Origin of the sequence: Marinobacterium sedimentorum (assembly GCF_024267675.1) — a bacterium.
In the GTDB taxonomy this organism is placed as follows: domain Bacteria; phylum Pseudomonadota; class Gammaproteobacteria; order Pseudomonadales; family Balneatricaceae; genus Marinobacterium_A; species Marinobacterium_A sedimentorum.
The window spans coordinates 31,549-48,395 of record NZ_JALDYX010000023.1; the positions used below are offsets into that span (position 1 = coordinate 31,549).

The following is a 16,847-nucleotide window of genomic DNA, read 5'->3' on the forward strand; positions in this document are numbered from 1 at the left end:
AAATATTGAAGTGACGCCATGTCAGACCACAAGCTGCCCGCTGATGACTCAGTGATTTCATTCGAAAACCTGATGCAGGATGTAAGCCGTCACCAGCACGACCGCGCCGATATTGGCCGCGCTGCCAGCGATCAACAGAGTCTTGACTACAAGCGTGCCGCCGCCACCCGCGAAACCCGCCAGGTGATCGACGGTCTCTCCAGCGAAGCCGCCGAGATCGTCGAGTCCAGCGATGAGCTGCTGTTCGCCGCGCCCGGCATCCAGATCGGCCTGATGAAACGACTGCGCAAGGGACATATTCCCTGGGAACAGGGGCTCGATCTGCACGGCATGACCGTGGACGAGGCGCGCGAAGAACTGTGCCGCTTTATTCACGACGGCCTGCGCCAACAGGCCCGCGTCCTGCTTGTGGTGCATGGCAAGGCCTATTCCCAGGCCGGCTCCCACCCGATTCTCAAGTCGCTGGTAAACGACTGGCTGCGCCAGCTGCACGGCGTCATGGCGTTCTGCTCAGCCCAGCCCAGAGACGGCGGCACCGGCGCTCTCTATGTGCTGCTAAAACGCAGGAGCGGGAAAAGTGGTTTACCCTGATAGCTGACAGCAGCGACAGATCATACCGATCCCGGGGGGCACAGCATGGAAAATGAATACGCGAGGATCATCGAAGCACTGGGAGAAGACATCAACCGCGAGGGCCTGAAGGACACCCCGACGCGGGCGGCCAAAGCCATGAAGTTTCTCACCCGCGGCTACGAGCAATCTCTGGACGAAGTGGTTAACGGCGCGCTGTTTCCCTCGGACAACAGCGAAATGGTGCTGGTCAAAGACATCGAGCTCTATTCCATGTGCGAACACCACCTGCTGCCCTTTATCGGCAAGGCCCATGTAGCCTATATACCCCAGGGGCGTGTGGTCGGGCTTTCCAAGATTGCCCGCATCGTCGATATGTTCGCCCGCAGGCTGCAGATTCAGGAAAACATGACCAAACAGATCGCCGAGGCCATCATGCAGGTGACCGATGCCGCAGGCGTTGGTGTGGTCATTGAAGCTCAGCACATGTGCATGATGATGCGCGGCATTGAAAAGCAGCACGCCAGCATGAAAACCTCGATGATGCTGGGCTCGTTTCGTGACAGTCTCGCTACCCGCAACGAATTCATGTCGCTAATTCGTAGCTAGTGTACTGCTTCGCTCGTAGAGGCGCTTTTAGCGAGTCGCCCGCAGGGAGCTCGCCACCGTGCGTCAGCATTTCCCGCAGCTCTGGCGGGCACACTGCGCACTGTCAGCCTGGCGGGAGCGCCAGCCTGCCCTGCTCCATTGCCGCGAGTCGCTCCCGTGCGATCAGCCGGCCAATTTCGATCAGCTCCGCGGCACGGTGAAACTCATAGAAACTGCAGACTTCCTTGGGGATAGTGATGTTCAGATCAGGTGGATAACCGGCAATCTTGTATTCGCTGAGCGAACTCTGCATCACTTCCACGGAACTCAGCAGAATATCGAGCCGACCGCCAAAGCGCTCCTTTTCGCCAGCCCCGTTGGCCGCAGCACCGTTAGGCGCAGCACCGTTCGCGGCGGCCAAATCCTCCGCGCGGGCCGCGCTATCGTCGCTATAACCACTGCAATCCAGAAAGGCATTCTGCGGCATATCAACCACCGGCAAGCGGTAGCGGCTGGTATTCAGGTCCACTGCCACTATGATGTCGGCATGGGCCGCAACGGTCGGGATAATCGGCAGCGGATTAAGCACCCCGCCGTCCACCAGCACACGGTTATCGGTCACTACGGGGGTGAAAAAGCCAGGCACCGCCGCCGACGCTCGAATGGCACTCATCAGTGAGCCTTTCTGAAACCAGACTTCCTTCTGGTGCGACAGGTCCGTCGCCACGGCGGTAAAGCTCAGCGGCAGACTTTCAATATCCGGATCCCCCGCCAGCTCGCGCAGCTTGGCAAACACCCGGTCGCCACGAATCGCACCGCGACTGAAGGTTACGTCCATCAGGCGCAGAATATCGATGCGCTTGAGACCTGACACCCAGTCCCGATAGGGCTCCAGCGCACCGGCGGCATACATGCCGCCCACCAGCGCACCCATCGAACTGCCGGCGATAGCCTTGATGTGATAACCCCGACGCACCAGCTCCTCGATCACCCCTATATGGGCGTAGCCGCGGGCACCTCCGCTGCCCAGCGCCAGGGATACACTAACCTCGCGATCCATTACTGCACCGCAGATCGAATCACGACCAGCGCCCCCTTCCTGCCCGCCAGCACCGTGGGCACCAGCGGACCCACTCCAAAGCCCTGTACATTTTCGACACCCGCGTTGCGCACAGCCACCTCGATCTGCTTCGCCACATCCCCTGACTGCGCCAGTGCCTCCTGCACATCGCTCCCCTGCTGATGCAGCACCAGCCAGAAGGCCTCGCTGGGCTCGAACTCCGCCAGCAACTGCACCAGCGGATCAACAACATCCAGCGGCCTGTCCGGATCAATTGGCAGGGTCGCAAAACCCGCCGCCTTTAGCTGCTGTACCAGCTCGCTGCCACCGGTAACGGACACCACGTCAAGCTGCAGGTATACCCGCCTGTTGCCACGCTGCACGGCATAGAGGGCCAGATAATCGGTCCCAAGACGCGCCGCCATATAGAACTGAGTGCGGTCTACCCCGTACAGCTGGGCAATACCGAAGTAATCATTGGCCCAGTAATGACTGCTGCCACAGTCCCGCCCCGAGCACTGGAACAGCACCTCGGCGCCCCGGGTCATCAACTGGCCACGAAAGTGCTCGAAGGCATCGCCAGGCTGATGCGTATCGGGAATGCGGTAGGTAATGCGGGTCAGCTCACCCTCCAGTGCCTTGCGCTTGTCGGCCACCACTATATTGTTGACCTTCTTCAGCTCGGACAGCATCAGCAGATATTCCGGTGTCGGCCCCTGCCAATATCCTTCGATCCAGGACAGCGGGAATCGCTTGAGTTGCCCATAATCGGACGCCCCCTCGACATCCGGCTGCGCCAGAGCGGCACAGGAGAACAGCAGGCCAGCCAACATCAAACAGGTTTTTCTCAGCACGGTCAGACTCCATTCAATTCATCATACAGACCGGTTGCTGCGGCGGTCGCAGCACCCTGTTACCCCACACCCTGCGGCATTAAAGCAGTAAAAGCTACTGCCACTGGCAAGGGCCTGGTCGTCAGAGCAGGATTACCACCCGACAATCACCCAACAGGTTGCTTAGCGCGCATCCGCGCTGGATCCGCGCAAGCTATTGATAATCAGTGTAGCAATCTCTGCGGCGGCGCCCGCCTCCAGATGCAGATGATGATTGCCCGCCAGCAGATGCAGCCGCGCATCGGCCAGCAGCGGCAACAGGCGCCGCATGCGCGCAGGGTCGATACCTTCATCCCCCAGCACCAGCTCCACCGGCGCCCTGACAGCCATCAGAAAGGCCTCGACCTGGACCTCACTCAAGCGCACCACCGAGGGCAGCAGCAGCGCAGGATCGCTGCGCCAGCGCCAGCCTCCAGTGCAGCGCTCGAGCCCCCGCTCCACCAGCCACTGCGCCGCTCGCCGGCTCACCGGCCAGCGGCCGTTGATACGCGCCTGAACCGCCTGCTCAAAACTGTCATAAGGTCTCAGTGTCCTGCGCTCCAGCCGCCGCTGCTTGTTCAGCGCCTCAGCCATCAGGCGCGGCAGACTTTCGGCCTCGTACACCAGCGGCGCCAGTCCCTCGATCAGAAACAGCTGCGCCACACGTTCCGGCACACAGGCTGCCAGCAGCATCGCCACACCCGCCCCCATTGAATGCCCGAGCACACTGAAACGCTCAACGCCAAGCTGATCGGCAACGGCCAGCACGTCTGCGACATTGTCCCAGATATAATAGGGCGCCCCGGGTGGGCGATGCCCGGACTCGCCGTGACCGGCCATATCGATGGCAATCAGGCGCACACCGGATAGCAGGGGCGCCAACTGCATGAAGCTTGCAGCATTATCGAGCCAGCCGTGCAGCGCGATCACAGGCGTCGCCGATGGGTCGCCCCATTCCATGACGGCCAGGCGGCGCCCGTGAACCTCAAAATTCCAGCAATTATACATCCGCAATCCTTCCTCCTTTATCCGAACAGAGTGCGCCCAGCATAGCGAAATGCGTTACCATCACCTAGCCACTCAGCAAGGAAAGCCCCATGTCGCTTAACACCAGCGCCACGCGCACCCCATCCTTTACCTTCAGGCTCGAGCGGGACTCCTCACTGCAGCGTCCGCAAACACTGTTTTTTGTGTTGTTCAGCCTGCTGGCCCTGGCCGCGCCGCTGTACTACCAGCAAAATCTGGGCGGCGAAGGCCTGTACCTGCCCTACAACGCATCCACCTGGATCGCGGCACTCTTCGTCACCGCTGCCGGGCTTCTGTTTGCACTGCGCAGGCTACAACTGGTGCTACCGCGCTATGCACTCGCCCTCTTTGCCCTGCCCGTGGGCTTGCTGATCAGTGGTTTTGTTACCGGCGTCGGCAATCCGTCCGAATGGCTGATCCGTCTGGGCTATGTACTTGGCGGCTTCGGATTCTTTATTGCCCTGTTCCAGTTCCACCTCCAGCGCAAGCACGATGAGCTGGCCCTGACACTGATTTTGTGCGGCATCATGCTGCAGGCTCTGATCGGCTGGGTACAGTTGCAACAACTGCCTTTTTTCAGCGCCCTGGTGCCGATCGCCAGCAGCAGCCAGCCCATCGCCATATTTCAGCAGGTCAACCTTACAGCGAGTTTCCTGGCGACCGGCCTGCCCGTAGCTGTCTACCTGGCGACCCGTCCGGGCGCCCTGCGTGCGCCCTGGCTGATACGCATCCTGCCCTATTGCGGCCTGGTCCTGTGCAGCGGCGTACTGCTGTCTACCGGCTCCCGCGTGGGTCTTTTGGGCGGCGTCCTGGGCCTGCTGATGGCGTTTGCCGGACGACGCCAGTTTCTGCGCCGGCACAAGGGTATCGCCCTGGCGTTAGTAATATCACTGTTACTGAGCTCAAGCTTTCTGCTGTCGGACAAGGTCGAGCGGGGGTCGTCCTCCGCACTCGACAAGATCGAACGGCTGCAACAGGGCGGCCAGGCTGACGTACGCTTTTCGGTCTATGAGATATCGCTGGATACCATCGCCAATGCGCCACTGTTCGGGCACGGCCTGGGCAGTTTCCAGTCCGTGTGGCAGGATGAGCGCGGCCAGTTTCAGGACCGCCACCCCGACCTTGATATAGGCCCGCGCTATTCTCACCCCCACAACGAGCTGCTGTTCTGGCTGGTAGAAGGCGGTCTTGTGGCCCTGGCCGGCATCCTGATCTGCGCCGCTGCCGTGGTCTGGCGCCTGGTACGTCTGGGCTCAGAGCGCGGCCTGCTGCTGGCTGGCATGCTGCTGCCCATAGTGTTGCATACCCAGGTCGAGCTGCCGTTCTATATATCCTCACCCCACTGGTTCCTGCTGCTGTTCCTGCTCTACCTCACCTTCAGCCTGCGCCCGACAGGTCTCGGCCTCAAGCTGTCCCAGGCGGCACGCGGGCTCTGCACCGGACTGCTGCTGATCATTCCGGTGGCAGGCTCAACCTTTTTGCTGCATTCCCTGCTAGCCAACGCCGGCATCGTTAACTATATGAAAAGCCGCGGACAGCAGTCTGCCTTCCTTCAGCCGGCCATCAACAACCTCTATTTTTCCGGCCAGGCCACCTACCTGCTGATGAAGGAGTCGCTTCTCATTGGCTACAGCCTGAATGACAAGCAGCGCAGCGCGGGCTTTATCGCCTGGGCCAATGAGTACCTGCAGCGCACCCCCGACATTCAGCTGTTCTACGACCTCGCCGGCGCCTATGTGCATATCGGAGATCATCAGCGGGCACAGCAGGCACTGGAACGCGGGCTCTACATCTACCGCCATAACGGGCGACTGGAACAGGCACTACTGGCACTTAAAGCGGGCGATATAGATAACTACCTCAGGGATCTGGCGGCCAAGCACGCGGCTCGCAACGCCCAGACGGCCCAGGGTCAGCCCCAGTAGCAGCAGACACAGACACAGACACGCCACCAGGGACGGTACGGACGTAAAAGCAAACAAACGAGAAAAGCGGGGAAAGTGGAAATCACCGAATTGAGGGACGAAAACCAAAGGGATAAGGCCCCTAAACTAAACCTCAGGCGCTCAATTTTGTGACCAGACGCGCAAGACCTGCGGCCGGCCAGTCAAGTTCGAGTATCGCCAGTGAACCAGGCTCCATGGGTTCTGCATAGCGGGCATCCCCCGTCACCAGAGCCGCGATCAGATTACCCAGCAGAGGCTGATGCGCCACCAGCAACAGACCCTGCCAGGGAAGCAGTTCCAGCTGCACCAACGCATCACCGACAGACGATTCTGGCACGAAGGCTGCATCCGGCAGCAGTGTCGGCACGGACAAGGTATCTGCCGCCAAGGCTGCAGTCTGACGCGCCCGCAGATAGGGGCTCGAAACAACGGCTGAGACAGCTTTGAGCTGATCCTTATGGACCATCAGCATTGCCCGCACCGCCGCTGCGCCCATGGGCGTCAGGCTGCGATCAGCGTCACTGGCTGCATCCCAACCGGCCTCACCGTGACGCATGACATAAAGCTGCATGACCCACCTCTGTCTTTCATGTAAAGCGTGAGCGTGGCGCCTAAGCCTGTATTAGCGCAGGCGCCGGCGTTTAAAACCTGAACCAGGCCCATTCCTGGTGGGTACACGCCTTTCAGCTGCGCGGCAGGACAAACTCGACATCGCTGCTCTGCTCGTTCAGCATCAGCATTTTCGCAACCGCGGCGGCCGGGGCATGATTGAACACCACCTCATAAAGCCCGTCCACCAACGGCATGTAAATCCCCAGCTGATCCGCCTTTTCCTTGACGCGATGCAGGGTGTTGACCCCTTCTGCGACCTCCCCCAGCGCCGTGACGGCCTGCTCCAGTGTCTTGCCTTCACCCAGGGCAAAGCCGACCCGGTAATTGCGCGACAGCGGCGACATGCAGGTGACGATTAGATCCCCCACCCCCGCGAGCCCGAGGAATGTCAGCGGATTGGCCCCCATGCTGACGGCAAAGCGGCTCATCTCCGCCAGACTGCGGGTCATCAGCATGCTGCGGGTATTCTCCCCCATGCCCAGGGCATTGCTCATTCCCGCCGCAATGGCATAGATATTCTTCAGCGCACCGCCAAGTTCGACCCCATACATGTCGGTACTGGCATAGACACGGAAATAGGCCGTATGCAGTGTGCTCTGCACCCGCTCGCGCAGTGCCTCGCTTTCGCTGGCAATAACCGTTGCCGTGAGCTGCCGCGCCGCCACTTCCTTGGCAAGGTTGGGCCCGCTCAGCACACCGATGCGGGCATCCGGCAGCTCGTCGGCGAGGATCTCACTCATCAGACTGAAGGTGCCGGCTTCGATACCCTTGGTGGTGCTGACAACCATTTGACCCGGCGTCATATAGGCTCGGGCTTCATGCACCACAGCGCGAAAACCGCCGCTGGGAATGGCCACGAACACCAGCTCAGCCCCGCTCAGCGCATCGGCAAGGCTGGTGTGCGCCTCAAGCGTAGCCGCCAGCGGGTAGCCCGGCAGATACTTGCTGTTTTCGCGCCTTTTACGCACGTTCTCGACCTGCTGTGCGTCGCGCATCCAGAGCCGCACCTGGATGCCCTTTTCCGCCATGATGTTGGCCAGCACAGTTCCAAAACTGCCGCCACCCAACACGGTCACTCGCATCGCACCCTTCATCGATCAAAACTCCCTGAAATTAGACTCTGCCTGGACACACGGCCAGGACAGTGATGCCTGCAGGGGCGCCAGCGGACAGCCCGCACCCTGCAGATCAGACTCTGGGCGCAGAGCCGGGTTCGTCGGCGGCATCGACTGCAACTTCGGCAGCTTCGGCAGCTTCAACACCCGCGTGCGCAACAGCGTCGGCCTGCTGTGACCTGGCAACCTTCAGATCGTCCTGCTCGGTCTGGGTCTCAGCCACCTTGTCGGAATCAGCTACTTTGTCGGAATCAGCGGCCTGCCCGGATTCATCAGTCTCTTCAGATTGTCCAGATGCTGCAGTCTGCTCAGGTTCTGCAGAGCCCTGCGCGGACGGCACCACAGCCACATCATCGGCGGGCGCTTCAGGCTGAGTGTCAGAAGAAGCCGGCACTTGGGCATCATCTGCACCGGCTTCATCCGCGTCGGTGGTCGTAGCGGCTACGTCGGCCACAGCAACCGCCACCGGCATGACGTCAAGCAGCAGCTCGGGATCAGGATGCAGGCAGTTCATTTTCACGCCGGTTTCCACTTCAATTTCCGGAATCAGGAAAGAGTCGTTTTCACAGGCGAAGCACACCGAGGCACCGGTTGCGCCGGCGCGACCGGTACGGCCGATACGGTGTACGTAATCTTCAGGGTCTTCCGGTAACTGGTAATTGATGACATGGGTCACGCCGTCGATATGGATGCCACGCCCAGCCACATCGGTGGCCACCAGCACCTGGATCTTGCCGTTGCGGAAGTCCTCCAGCGTACGCAGGCGTTTGTTCTGCGGGATCTCGCCGGACATCAGCGCCGCACGCAGGCCGTCTTTCTCGAGCCGCTCGGCCAGGGCACGGGTTTCATGGCGGCGGTTGCCAAACACTATGACCTTCTCGATGCCATTGACACGGATGTAATTGCGCAGCAGACGATACTTCTGACTGCTGGACACCAGGAATACGGTCTGACTGATATTGTCAGTCGTCTTGCGATCGGGTTCGATTTCAACCCGCACCGGGTCCACGGTCCATTGCTGTGCCAGGCTCATGATATCCTCGGAGAAGGTGGCACTGTAGAGCAATGTCTGGCGATCTTCGCCTTTGCGCGGCGTCTGGCGAATGATGGTGCGAACGTCGGGTATAAAGCCCATGCTCAGCATGCGATCGGCCTCATCCAGCACCAGCACCTCAACGTTGTAGAGATCGACTTCCTTGGAGCGCACGAAATCAATCAGTCGACCGGGCGTGGCTACCAGGATATCCACCGCTCGCTCGCGCAGTTCCGAGCGCTGCTTTTCGTAATCCATGCCACCGACCAGCGCAACCGCGCTGATATCGGCGTATTTGCCCAGATCCACTGCATCGGATGCGATCTGCAGCGCCAGCTCTCGGGTCGGCGCCACAATCAGCACACGCGGCTCGCCCATGCGACGCTCTTCATCCAGCGGAAAGTCGATCAGATCGGTGATGATACCGGTCAGAAAAGCGGCAGTCTTGCCGGTACCCGTCTGTGCCTTGCCGATAATATCCTTGCCGGCAAGCGCAGACTCCAGGGTAGCTGCCTGAATCGGCGTACAGTACTGATACCCCAGATCCTGGATGGCGTGCAGCATGGCATCCGGCAGGTTGAAGTCGTGAAAGCGCGACTTGCCCTCTTCAACGGGCACTACAAAATCAGCCGGTGACCACTTCTGTACCTTGGATGCGCCGCGCGGGCGCGAGCCCCCGCGCTTGCGTGAGGATCCGCGGGATGGACGTCTGCGTTTGTTGCTCTTATCGTCGTTAGTCAATGTGAAACCTTAAACCCTGTTAGTTCAGTTTGCGCCTGAAAGGTGGCAACGCATCCAGCAGCTGTCTGCCATAGCGTTTGGTGACCACCCGGCGATCCAGCAAAATAATGTTGCCGCTATCCTGTTCTGTTCTGAGCAAGCGCCCGACCGCCTGAGTGAGACGCATGGAGGCCACAGGCACACTCCAGTCGATAAAGGCATTGCCGCCCTGGCGTTCAATCCACTCCGCCATGGTTGCGTCCACCGGATCATCCGGCACGCTGAATGGCAGCTTGGTAATAATGACTTCGGTCAGGTAGTCACCGGGCAGGTCGACCCCTTCGGCAAAGGATGCCAGACCAAAAATAATGCTCGGCGTGCCTTTGTCGATCGCCGCCCGGTGCTGCTGCAGTATTTCATTCTTCGAAAACTGGCCCTGGGACAGAATCGTATTCTTAATGGAATCAGCTAACTGTTCAAGCACCGTGCGCATCTGGCGCCATGAACTGAACAAAACCAGGGTCGCGCTGGCCTGCGGCAACCGTTTGGCCAGAAAATCAGCGACCTCTGCAGTATGCGCTTCGGGATTGGAGGGGTCCGCCCGCATGGGCGGCACCCAGAGTTCGGCACAGCGCTGATGATCAAACGGGCTTTGCAGCCGCTCGCAGGGACTGTCCGCAGGCAAGCCCAAATCTACCAGCACACGGTCAAAGTGCCCCAGCGCCGTCAGTGTCGCCGAGGTCACGACAGCGCCGTAACAATGTTGCCACAGATGTTCGCTCAGGGTTGCTGCCGCCGACACCGGGCTGCTGCGGCATTCGAAATCAACGCCGTCGGGAGATTCGATCACATTGATCCAGCGCGCCGTTGGCGAGCTGCCCTCGGGATCCGGATTGCGATAAGAGCGCACCAGCGAGTGGATGGACTGCATCCGCGAGAGCAGGAGTCCTGTCTGCGGATACCAGCGTTCCGCCGCATCCTTTTCAATCTCCGGAATACCGCCATCAATGGCCTCCTTGAGCAACTCCACAATCTGCTCGAACTTGACCACCGCCTTGTCTGCAATCTTGGCAACATCGCCCGCTTCGATGCGCAGCATCTCCGGCAACTGCCCGTTGGGAAAGCGAAAACGATCCGACTTGGGACTGCCGTTGGATTCTGTCAGCAAGGCACGCAAGGTACGCTGAAAGCTCTCCAGGCACTGATTCAAGTCGGTAAAAGGCTGGGCCAGCTGCGTTACATAGGTACTGAGCACCTGATGTTCGCCGCAGTCGACACGCATTTTCTCCAGCTGGCGTGTGGCGGCCGAAAGCCAGCGAATACTGCCCGCAACTCTCATGCTGTAGGAGAAATGACCGATCGCCTTGGCCGCCAGATGGTGACCTTCGTCAAACACGTAAATGCTGTCGGCCGGGTCCGGCAGAATGGCGCCGCCGCCCAGGGCCAGATCCGCCATCACCAGGTCATGATTTGCAATCACCACCTCGGCCTGATCAAGGGATTCGCGCGCCCGGTAAAACGGACAAGCGCTGAAGTTATGACAACGCCGGTTGGTGCATTGCAGGTGATCACTGGTGAGCGGATGCCACAGCTGATCTTCCAGCTCTCGCTTGAGGTTGTCCCGGTCGCCGTCCCAGCGGCCGGAGGCAAACTCGTTCAGTAACTCACGATAGAGCCCCAGGTCCGCCTCATCGAGCTTGTGGACCTGCTCATCTTCGTAGAGCGCCATCTGCCCCATTGCGCCCTGACTGTCAAGAATACGCTCGGCCTTGCTGATACAGAGGTAACGCCCGCGTCCCTTGGCCAGACTGACCTTGACCGGCAGCTGGGCGTGCAGAGCAATATCCGGCAGATCCTTGTACAGCAGCTGCTCCTGCAGTGCCACGGTTGCCGTCGAGAGCACCAGTTTCTTGTTGGCGGCCTTAGCCACCGGGATGGTGCCCAGCAGATAGGCCAGCGTCTTGCCGGTACCTGTACCTGCCTCCACCAGCACGACATGCCCCTCGGACTGACGTACACCCGAAGCATCGGCCTGCACACCGCCAATGACGCGCGCAACGGCACCCACCATCTGGCGCTGCCCATAGCGCGACTTGAGACCCTTGGCATCTAGAAATGCCCGATAGGCCTGCTGTATCTGTTGTTTGAGGTCCTCGGTTAGCAACGCGGCATCCGGATCAGCTGAGACAGGAGCCGCGATTCTAGCAAAACACTGGATATATCAACAGAATTTGCTTTACGGGATTAAGCTACTGTATATACTTACACCTACTGTATAAAACAACAGGCAAAAACCATGAAACTGACTCGCCGACAAACGGATGTGCTCGAGTGCATCAAAAAGCATATCGAAACCACCGGCTACCCGCCCACACGGGCCGACATTGCGCGCGATCTTGGTTTCAAATCAGCCAACGCCGCTGAAGAACACCTCAAGGCACTGGCTCGCAAAGGTGCCATTGAAATCATTCCCGGCACCTCCCGCGGCATACGCCTGCCCGATCTCGGGCTCGATGCCGCCAACGAAAGCCTGCCCATCGTCGGCCAGGTGGCCGCAGGTTCACCCATACTTGCCCAGCAGCATATTGAAGATCACTGCACCATCTCGGCCGATTTTTTCCATCCGCCGGCGCACTACCTGCTGCGGGTAAAGGGCCAGAGCATGCGCAATATCGGCATCATGGATGGCGACCTGCTGGCCGTGCATCAATGCCAGGAAGCCCGCAACGGCCAGATAGTAGTGGCGCGTATAGGCGACGAAGTCACGGTAAAGCGCTTCAAACGCGAGAATAATCGCGTCTATCTGCTGGCCGAGAACGAAGACTTTGCTCCCATTGAGGTCGATCTCAGGGAACAGGAAATATCCATTGAAGGCCTGGGTGTTGGCGTTATCCGCCGCGGAGGAGAACCACTATGAACCTTGCACCGGCGCCCAAATACCGCCGCACCCTCTTTCAGGCCAAGCGCCAGAACCTGCACCCAGGTCAGAGCGTGAGCCAGAATGTGACCCGCAAAAAGCCGGCTCCCAGCAGTACAGGCGTCGGCAAACTGACCGAAATCATTACCCACGACTGCAACCTGTCCAGCATGCCCCTGCTGATGCCATTGCTGGCCCAACTGAGCCGGGATGATCGCTGGTTTGCCTGGGTCGCACCCCCTGCACTGCTGCCAAAAACACTGCTGACCGATGCCGGGATTGATCTGGGCAAGGTCATTCTGCTGCAACCCGACAGCGGCCACAGCGCGTTTGACCTCGCCCGCCGCGCCCTGAGTGCCGGCACCTGCCATGCAGTCATTTCATGGCCAGGCTACCTGTCAGAATTCGAACTCAAGGCGCTCGAACAGGCAGCCGCCTGCGGCGACAGCCATGGCATTCTGATCCGGGGCCGGGAGCACGCCTGAAGCCGTCAGGCCTGCCTGAGCGGGTCACAAATTGGGTATTGGGGCAGATTCAGGCAAGAGGCGTTTGAGCTTCAGCACGTACCGTCGATAGCCACATCCATGCCCCATGACCATACACCCATGAAAGCCCAGACTGCAGTTTGCGAAAAACACTTTGGGAAGAGCGGTTAGTGAATAACAGGCGGCCTTAGCACATCGGCCTCAGCTTCGCGTTGACGCGCACCCGCCTCGGCCACCAGCTGGACGCCAGCCGACAGCATGATCTTGGCGATATTGATACGCTCATCACCCAGCGTGCTGGACAACTCATCGGAAAAGCTCAGCGTCAATAGCGGCTCATCCTGTTCACTGGAGCGACGAACGACAATTTCGCCCGTCTCCAGCATGACTATTTCAAGCAATGCGTCTTTCATTTGATCCTTTCGCCTTATGCTTCGGCGCCCGGTAACCGCCTTGAAATCTGTGACCAGCACCTTATCAGCATGCATTCGTTCGATACCTGACTGACCGCCAGCGACACTCAGGGCAAAGCGACTACTTCACCACTCCTGCATGCCGGCACGCAAGCGCTCAACAAGCTGGGCCAGTTCGCGCTGCCATAGCTGACACAGCTGCGGCGTCACTTCTGTTACCACATCGACACTGAGCGACATCAGCCGAATCTCGGACTGACTCTCGCCGACGTTGACCGCCGCAGGCCTGGCGCCCGGCCGCCAGCAGGCCCCATAGGCTGCATGCATGCGCCTCAGCCAGCTAGCAGCATCCTGCTCCAGCGAAGCCAGCTCGGTGCGCTCGGGCGACTGCACCGCCGCCTGCTCAAACAGCGTATCGAGGTCGGCAAAGCTTTGCAGCTGCGCCACCTCCAGGCGGTAGTGGTCACCAATCTCACACAGAAAGGCACCATAGGCCGACGCCAGATGGAACAGCACCGACTCCTGGCAACACTCGACCTGGGCCTGACGGCTCCAGCCGGTAGACGCCTGTGCCTGGGCCAGCTGCTCGAGCTGAAGCTGAACAAAGTTCAGCTTCTGGCTGGTGCGGGTAACAAATACGCTCATGCAATTTACTCCGCCACCGGCTATTTGGCTTTTTTGGCCTTCTCTTCTACCACCCAGCGACCGCCATCAAAGTAGGCGCGCCATCCGGTTGCCTTGCCCTCGACCTCCGTCATCACGTACTGCTCCTTGGTCTTGCGACTGAAACGTATCAGCGTGGGATTGCCATCAGCATCCGCCACTGGCGCATCAAACAGGAAACTGTACTTGGGATCGATTTCATCCCTGTGTGGCAGCAGCTCACCAACCTTGGGCGGCCGGGTCTCACGATTCTTCGGAAACTGACTCGCCGCCAGAAACAGGCCACTGGCACCGTCGCGCAGAATATAAGTGTCATCGACCTTTTCGCACTGCAGCTCAGGCATCGGTACCGGATCCATCTTGGGCGGTGCAGCTTCACCGCTCTTAAGCAGCTTGCGGGTGTTCTTGCATTCGCTGTTGGAGCAGCCGAAGTACTTGCCGAAACGACCGGTTTTGAGCTCCATCTGGGCGCTGCACTTGTCGCACTCGATGGTCGGACCTTCATACCCCTTGATGCGGTAGCTGCCAAACTCTACCTCAAAGCCATCGCAATCCGGGTTGTTGCCACAGACATGCAGCTTGCGGGTCTGATCGATCAGGTAGGAGTCCATCGCGGCACTGCATTTAACACAGCGGTGCTTCTTGCGCAGCAGGCGGGATTCAGCCTCATCGTCGGCATCTTCGCTCACCACCTCGTCGCCAGACACCAGATTGATGGTTTCCTTGCAGCGCTCCTTGGGCGGCAACGCATAGCCGGAACACCCCAGAAAGACACCGGTACTGGCGGTTCTGATCATCATCACCCGGCTGCACACCGGACAGGGAATATCGGTCTCCGTCGGCGTATTGGGGCGCATGCCGCCTTCTTCACTGCGCGACTCTTCGAGTTTTTTCACAAAGCCCGCATAGAAACCGTCAAGTACCTGCTTCCAGTTTTTGTCGCCACTGGCCACATCGTCCAGCGCTTCTTCCATGCGTGCGGTAAAACCGAAATCCATCAGATCGGTAAAGTTTTCCGTCAAGCGCTCGGTCACTATGTCGCCCATTTTCTGGGCATAAAAGCGCCGATTCTGCACCTCGACATAACCGCGATCCTGAATCGTGGAGATGATCGCCGCATAGGTCGAGGGACGACCGATACCGCGCTTTTCAAGTTCCTTGACCAGGCTCGCCTCAGTGTAGCGAGGCGCAGGCTTGGTGAAGTGCTGCTTGGGATCGAGAAGCTCGAGCGCCAGGGTCTGACCGGCCTTGAGGTCCGGCAGAATCACGTCTTCGTCATTCTTACCCTTGCTCGGAAGCACCCGGGTAAAGCCATCAAACTTGAGAATCCGACCGCGTGTACGCAGCTCAAAGTCGCCAGCACTGACCTGCACCCGCGTACTGAGATACTCAGCGGGATTCATCTGACAGGCCAGAAATTGCCGACGGATCAGATCGTACAGCCGCTCGGCGTCACGTTCCATATTGGTCAGCGCCGTGGCCTCGATGCTTACATCGGACGGTCGAATCGCCTCGTGCGCCTCCTGTGCACCTTCCTTGCTGCTGTACACCACAGGCGCATCGGGCAGGTATTTGCTGCCAAACATATCGCCAATGTATTCGCGACACTGCGTCACTGCGTCAACGCTGAGGTTGGTGGAGTCGGTTCGCATATAGGTGATGTAACCGGCCTCATACAGCCGCTGTGCCATCATCATGGTCTTCTTGACACCGTAGCCAAGGCGCGTACTGGCAGCCTGCTGCAGCGTAGAGGTAATATAGGGCGCACCCGGTTTGGTGGTGGTCGGCTTGTCTTCACGCTTGACGACCTGATAGGTCGCGCCTTCCAGCAACGTCAGCGACGCGCTTGTTTCCTGCTCACTGACCGGCCGAAATGCCTGATCCTTGTAGCGGGTCACCTGCAGTCGCACAGCGGCCTTGTCTGCGGTCAGGGTATCGGCATGCAGTTCCCAGTATTCTTCCGGCACAAAGGCACGAATTTCCCGCTCACGCTCCACGACCAGGCGAGTTGCCACCGACTGCACACGCCCGGCGGAAAGACCGCGCGCAACCTTTTCCCACAACAGCGGCGACAGCATATAGCCCACCACACGATCGAGGAAACGTCGCGCCTGCTGCGCATTGACCCGCGCCAGGTCAAGCTCGGAGGGCTTCTCGAATGCCGACTTGATGGCCTTCTTGGTAATTTCGTTGAACACCACGCGGCGATAGCGCGAATCATCCCCGCCGATAGCTTCCCGCAGATGCCAGGCAATGGCTTCCCCCTCGCGGTCCAAGTCGGTCGCGAGATAGATTTCGTCGGCGCTTTCCGCCAGCCGCTTCAGTTCTTCAACGACCTTTTCCTTACCGGGAAGTATCTCGTAGCGGGCCGCCCAGCCATTGTCAGGATCGACGCCCATGCGTCCGATCAACTGTTCCCTGGACTTGCGTTCCTTGTACACCGCCTTGTCCTCGGGCGACATCTTGCGTGTCAGCGCCGCCTGGCGTGCCCGCTCCTTCGGATCACTTTTGGTTGCAGTTCCGCTGGTCGGAAGATCGCGAATATGGCCTACGCTCGACTTAACGACATACTGGCTGCCGAGGTATTTGTTTATCGTCTTGGCCTTTGCCGGAGACTCGACGATAACGAGTGACTTTCCCATAGAATAATGTTCCTTGGCGCGGAATCGGCTAACTGAATCAGCGTGCATATATAAGTGCTGACATTGCGGGGGTCAAGCAAAGCGAAGAAAAAGCTGCTTTTTTGGCCGCGACAGGGTCAGAACGCTGCATCGGATGAAAAATGCTTCTGTTACACTTTATAATTCAGAGAGTTAATAACCAACCC

The 16,847-nt window shown here is 59.4% G+C and carries 14 protein-coding genes and 1 pseudogene; 5 read left to right on the plus strand and 10 right to left on the minus strand.

All coding sequences use genetic code 11. The annotated features are described in order from the left end of the window. Positions 1-18 precede the first annotated feature (18 nt). Both MRS74_RS16950 and folE read left to right on the plus strand, forming a co-directional pair. Entirely contained in the window at positions 19-591 is a 573-nt protein-coding gene (locus MRS74_RS16950; protein WP_254581462.1) for a Smr/MutS family protein, read from the plus strand. A gap of 45 nt (positions 592-636) precedes the next feature. Continuing rightward, positions 637-1,179, plus strand: coding sequence for a GTP cyclohydrolase I FolE (gene folE, locus MRS74_RS16955; RefSeq protein WP_254581463.1), 543 nt, complete (start codon positions 637-639; stop codon positions 1,177-1,179). 103 nt (positions 1,180-1,282) lie between these two features. On the opposite strand, the gene MRS74_RS16960 is transcribed toward folE, so the two are convergent. From MRS74_RS16960 to MRS74_RS16970, 3 genes are all read right to left on the minus strand, one after another. Further along, positions 1,283-2,218: a patatin-like phospholipase family protein gene (locus MRS74_RS16960; protein ID WP_254581464.1), complete on the minus strand. Its 936-nt coding sequence runs from the start codon at positions 2,216-2,218 to the stop codon at positions 1,283-1,285. After that, positions 2,218-3,072: a DUF4892 domain-containing protein gene (locus tag MRS74_RS16965; protein WP_254581465.1), complete on the minus strand. Its 855-nt coding sequence runs from the start codon at positions 3,070-3,072 to the stop codon at positions 2,218-2,220. Before MRS74_RS16965 ends, MRS74_RS16960 begins: the two co-directional genes overlap by 1 nt. 162 nt (positions 3,073-3,234) lie before the next feature. Continuing rightward, a complete protein-coding gene (locus tag MRS74_RS16970; protein ID WP_254581466.1) occupies positions 3,235-4,098 on the minus strand; it encodes an alpha/beta fold hydrolase in 864 nt (287 codons plus the stop codon). Positions 4,099-4,187: 89 nt separating this feature from the next. On the opposite strand from MRS74_RS16970, the gene MRS74_RS16975 reads away from it, so the two are divergent. Then, entirely contained in the window at positions 4,188-6,041 is a 1,854-nt protein-coding gene (locus MRS74_RS16975) for a Wzy polymerase domain-containing protein (protein WP_254581467.1), read from the plus strand. 133 nt (positions 6,042-6,174) lie between these two features. Here MRS74_RS16975 and sixA read toward each other — a convergent pair whose 3' ends face one another. From sixA to dinG, 4 genes and pseudogenes are all read right to left on the minus strand, one after another. After that, entirely contained in the window at positions 6,175-6,633 is a 459-nt protein-coding gene (gene sixA / locus MRS74_RS16980) for a phosphohistidine phosphatase SixA (RefSeq protein ID WP_254581468.1), read from the minus strand. Positions 6,634-6,745: 112 nt separating this feature from the next. Beyond that, positions 6,746-7,768 (minus strand): NAD(P)H-dependent glycerol-3-phosphate dehydrogenase, encoded by a 1,023-nt coding sequence (locus MRS74_RS16985; RefSeq protein WP_254581469.1) that lies wholly within the window; start codon positions 7,766-7,768, stop codon positions 6,746-6,748. 502 nt (positions 7,769-8,270) lie between these two features. Beyond that, positions 8,271-9,563 (minus strand): annotated as a pseudogene (gene rhlB / locus MRS74_RS16990) (ATP-dependent RNA helicase RhlB); the annotation flags it as partial. A gap of 19 nt (positions 9,564-9,582) precedes the next feature. Continuing rightward, positions 9,583-11,706 carry an ATP-dependent DNA helicase DinG gene (gene dinG, locus MRS74_RS16995; protein ID WP_254581470.1) on the minus strand — a complete coding sequence of 708 codons (2,124 nt, stop codon included), beginning with the start codon at positions 11,704-11,706 and terminating at the stop codon, positions 9,583-9,585. A gap of 132 nt (positions 11,707-11,838) precedes the next feature. Between dinG and lexA the strand changes: the two genes are divergently transcribed. Both lexA and MRS74_RS17005 read left to right on the plus strand, forming a co-directional pair. Next, entirely contained in the window at positions 11,839-12,459 is a 621-nt protein-coding gene (lexA, locus tag MRS74_RS17000; protein ID WP_254581471.1) for a transcriptional repressor LexA, read from the plus strand. After that, on the plus strand, positions 12,456-12,944 hold the full coding sequence (locus MRS74_RS17005; protein ID WP_254581472.1) for a cell division inhibitor SulA: 489 nt from the start codon (positions 12,456-12,458) through the stop codon (positions 12,942-12,944). The genes lexA and MRS74_RS17005 overlap by 4 nt, the downstream gene beginning before the upstream one ends. 167 nt (positions 12,945-13,111) lie before the next feature. Here MRS74_RS17005 and MRS74_RS17010 read toward each other — a convergent pair whose 3' ends face one another. From MRS74_RS17010 to topA, 3 genes are all read right to left on the minus strand, one after another. Next, the gene (locus MRS74_RS17010; protein ID WP_254581473.1) at positions 13,112-13,357 is read right to left on the minus strand and encodes a hypothetical protein; all 246 of its coding nucleotides are present in this window, start codon (positions 13,355-13,357) and stop codon (positions 13,112-13,114) included. Between the two features lie 126 nt (positions 13,358-13,483). Next, positions 13,484-14,002, minus strand: coding sequence for a DUF6586 family protein (locus MRS74_RS17015; protein ID WP_254581474.1), 519 nt, complete (start codon positions 14,000-14,002; stop codon positions 13,484-13,486). A 20-nt stretch (positions 14,003-14,022) separates the two neighbouring features. Further along, on the minus strand, positions 14,023-16,662 hold the full coding sequence (gene topA, locus MRS74_RS17020) for a type I DNA topoisomerase (protein WP_254581475.1): 2,640 nt from the start codon (positions 16,660-16,662) through the stop codon (positions 14,023-14,025). Between the last annotated feature and the right edge of the window lie 185 nt (positions 16,663-16,847).

Bases quoted from the DNA above. Each gene is read 5' to 3' on its own strand.
- MRS74_RS17015 (WP_254581474.1), bottom strand. From the start codon at position 14,002: ATGAGCGTATTTGTTACCCGCACCAGCCAGAAGCTGAACTTTGTTCAG.
- MRS74_RS16950 (WP_254581462.1), top strand. From the start codon at position 19: ATGTCAGACCACAAGCTGCCCGCTGATGACTCAGTGATTTCATTCGAA.
- MRS74_RS16985 (WP_254581469.1), bottom strand. From the start codon at position 7,768: ATGAAGGGTGCGATGCGAGTGACCGTGTTGGGTGGCGGCAGTTTTGGA.
- MRS74_RS16975 (WP_254581467.1), top strand. From the start codon at position 4,188: ATGTCGCTTAACACCAGCGCCACGCGCACCCCATCCTTTACCTTCAGG.
- topA (WP_254581475.1), bottom strand. From the start codon at position 16,662: ATGGGAAAGTCACTCGTTATCGTCGAGTCTCCGGCAAAGGCCAAGACG.
- MRS74_RS17005 (WP_254581472.1), top strand. From the start codon at position 12,456: ATGAACCTTGCACCGGCGCCCAAATACCGCCGCACCCTCTTTCAGGCC.
- sixA (WP_254581468.1), bottom strand. From the start codon at position 6,633: ATGCAGCTTTATGTCATGCGTCACGGTGAGGCCGGTTGGGATGCAGCC.
- lexA (WP_254581471.1), top strand. From the start codon at position 11,839: ATGAAACTGACTCGCCGACAAACGGATGTGCTCGAGTGCATCAAAAAG.
- MRS74_RS17010 (WP_254581473.1), bottom strand. From the start codon at position 13,357: ATGAAAGACGCATTGCTTGAAATAGTCATGCTGGAGACGGGCGAAATT.
- MRS74_RS16960 (WP_254581464.1), bottom strand. From the start codon at position 2,218: ATGGATCGCGAGGTTAGTGTATCCCTGGCGCTGGGCAGCGGAGGTGCC.
- MRS74_RS16970 (WP_254581466.1), bottom strand. From the start codon at position 4,098: ATGTATAATTGCTGGAATTTTGAGGTTCACGGGCGCCGCCTGGCCGTC.
- folE (WP_254581463.1), top strand. From the start codon at position 637: ATGGAAAATGAATACGCGAGGATCATCGAAGCACTGGGAGAAGACATC.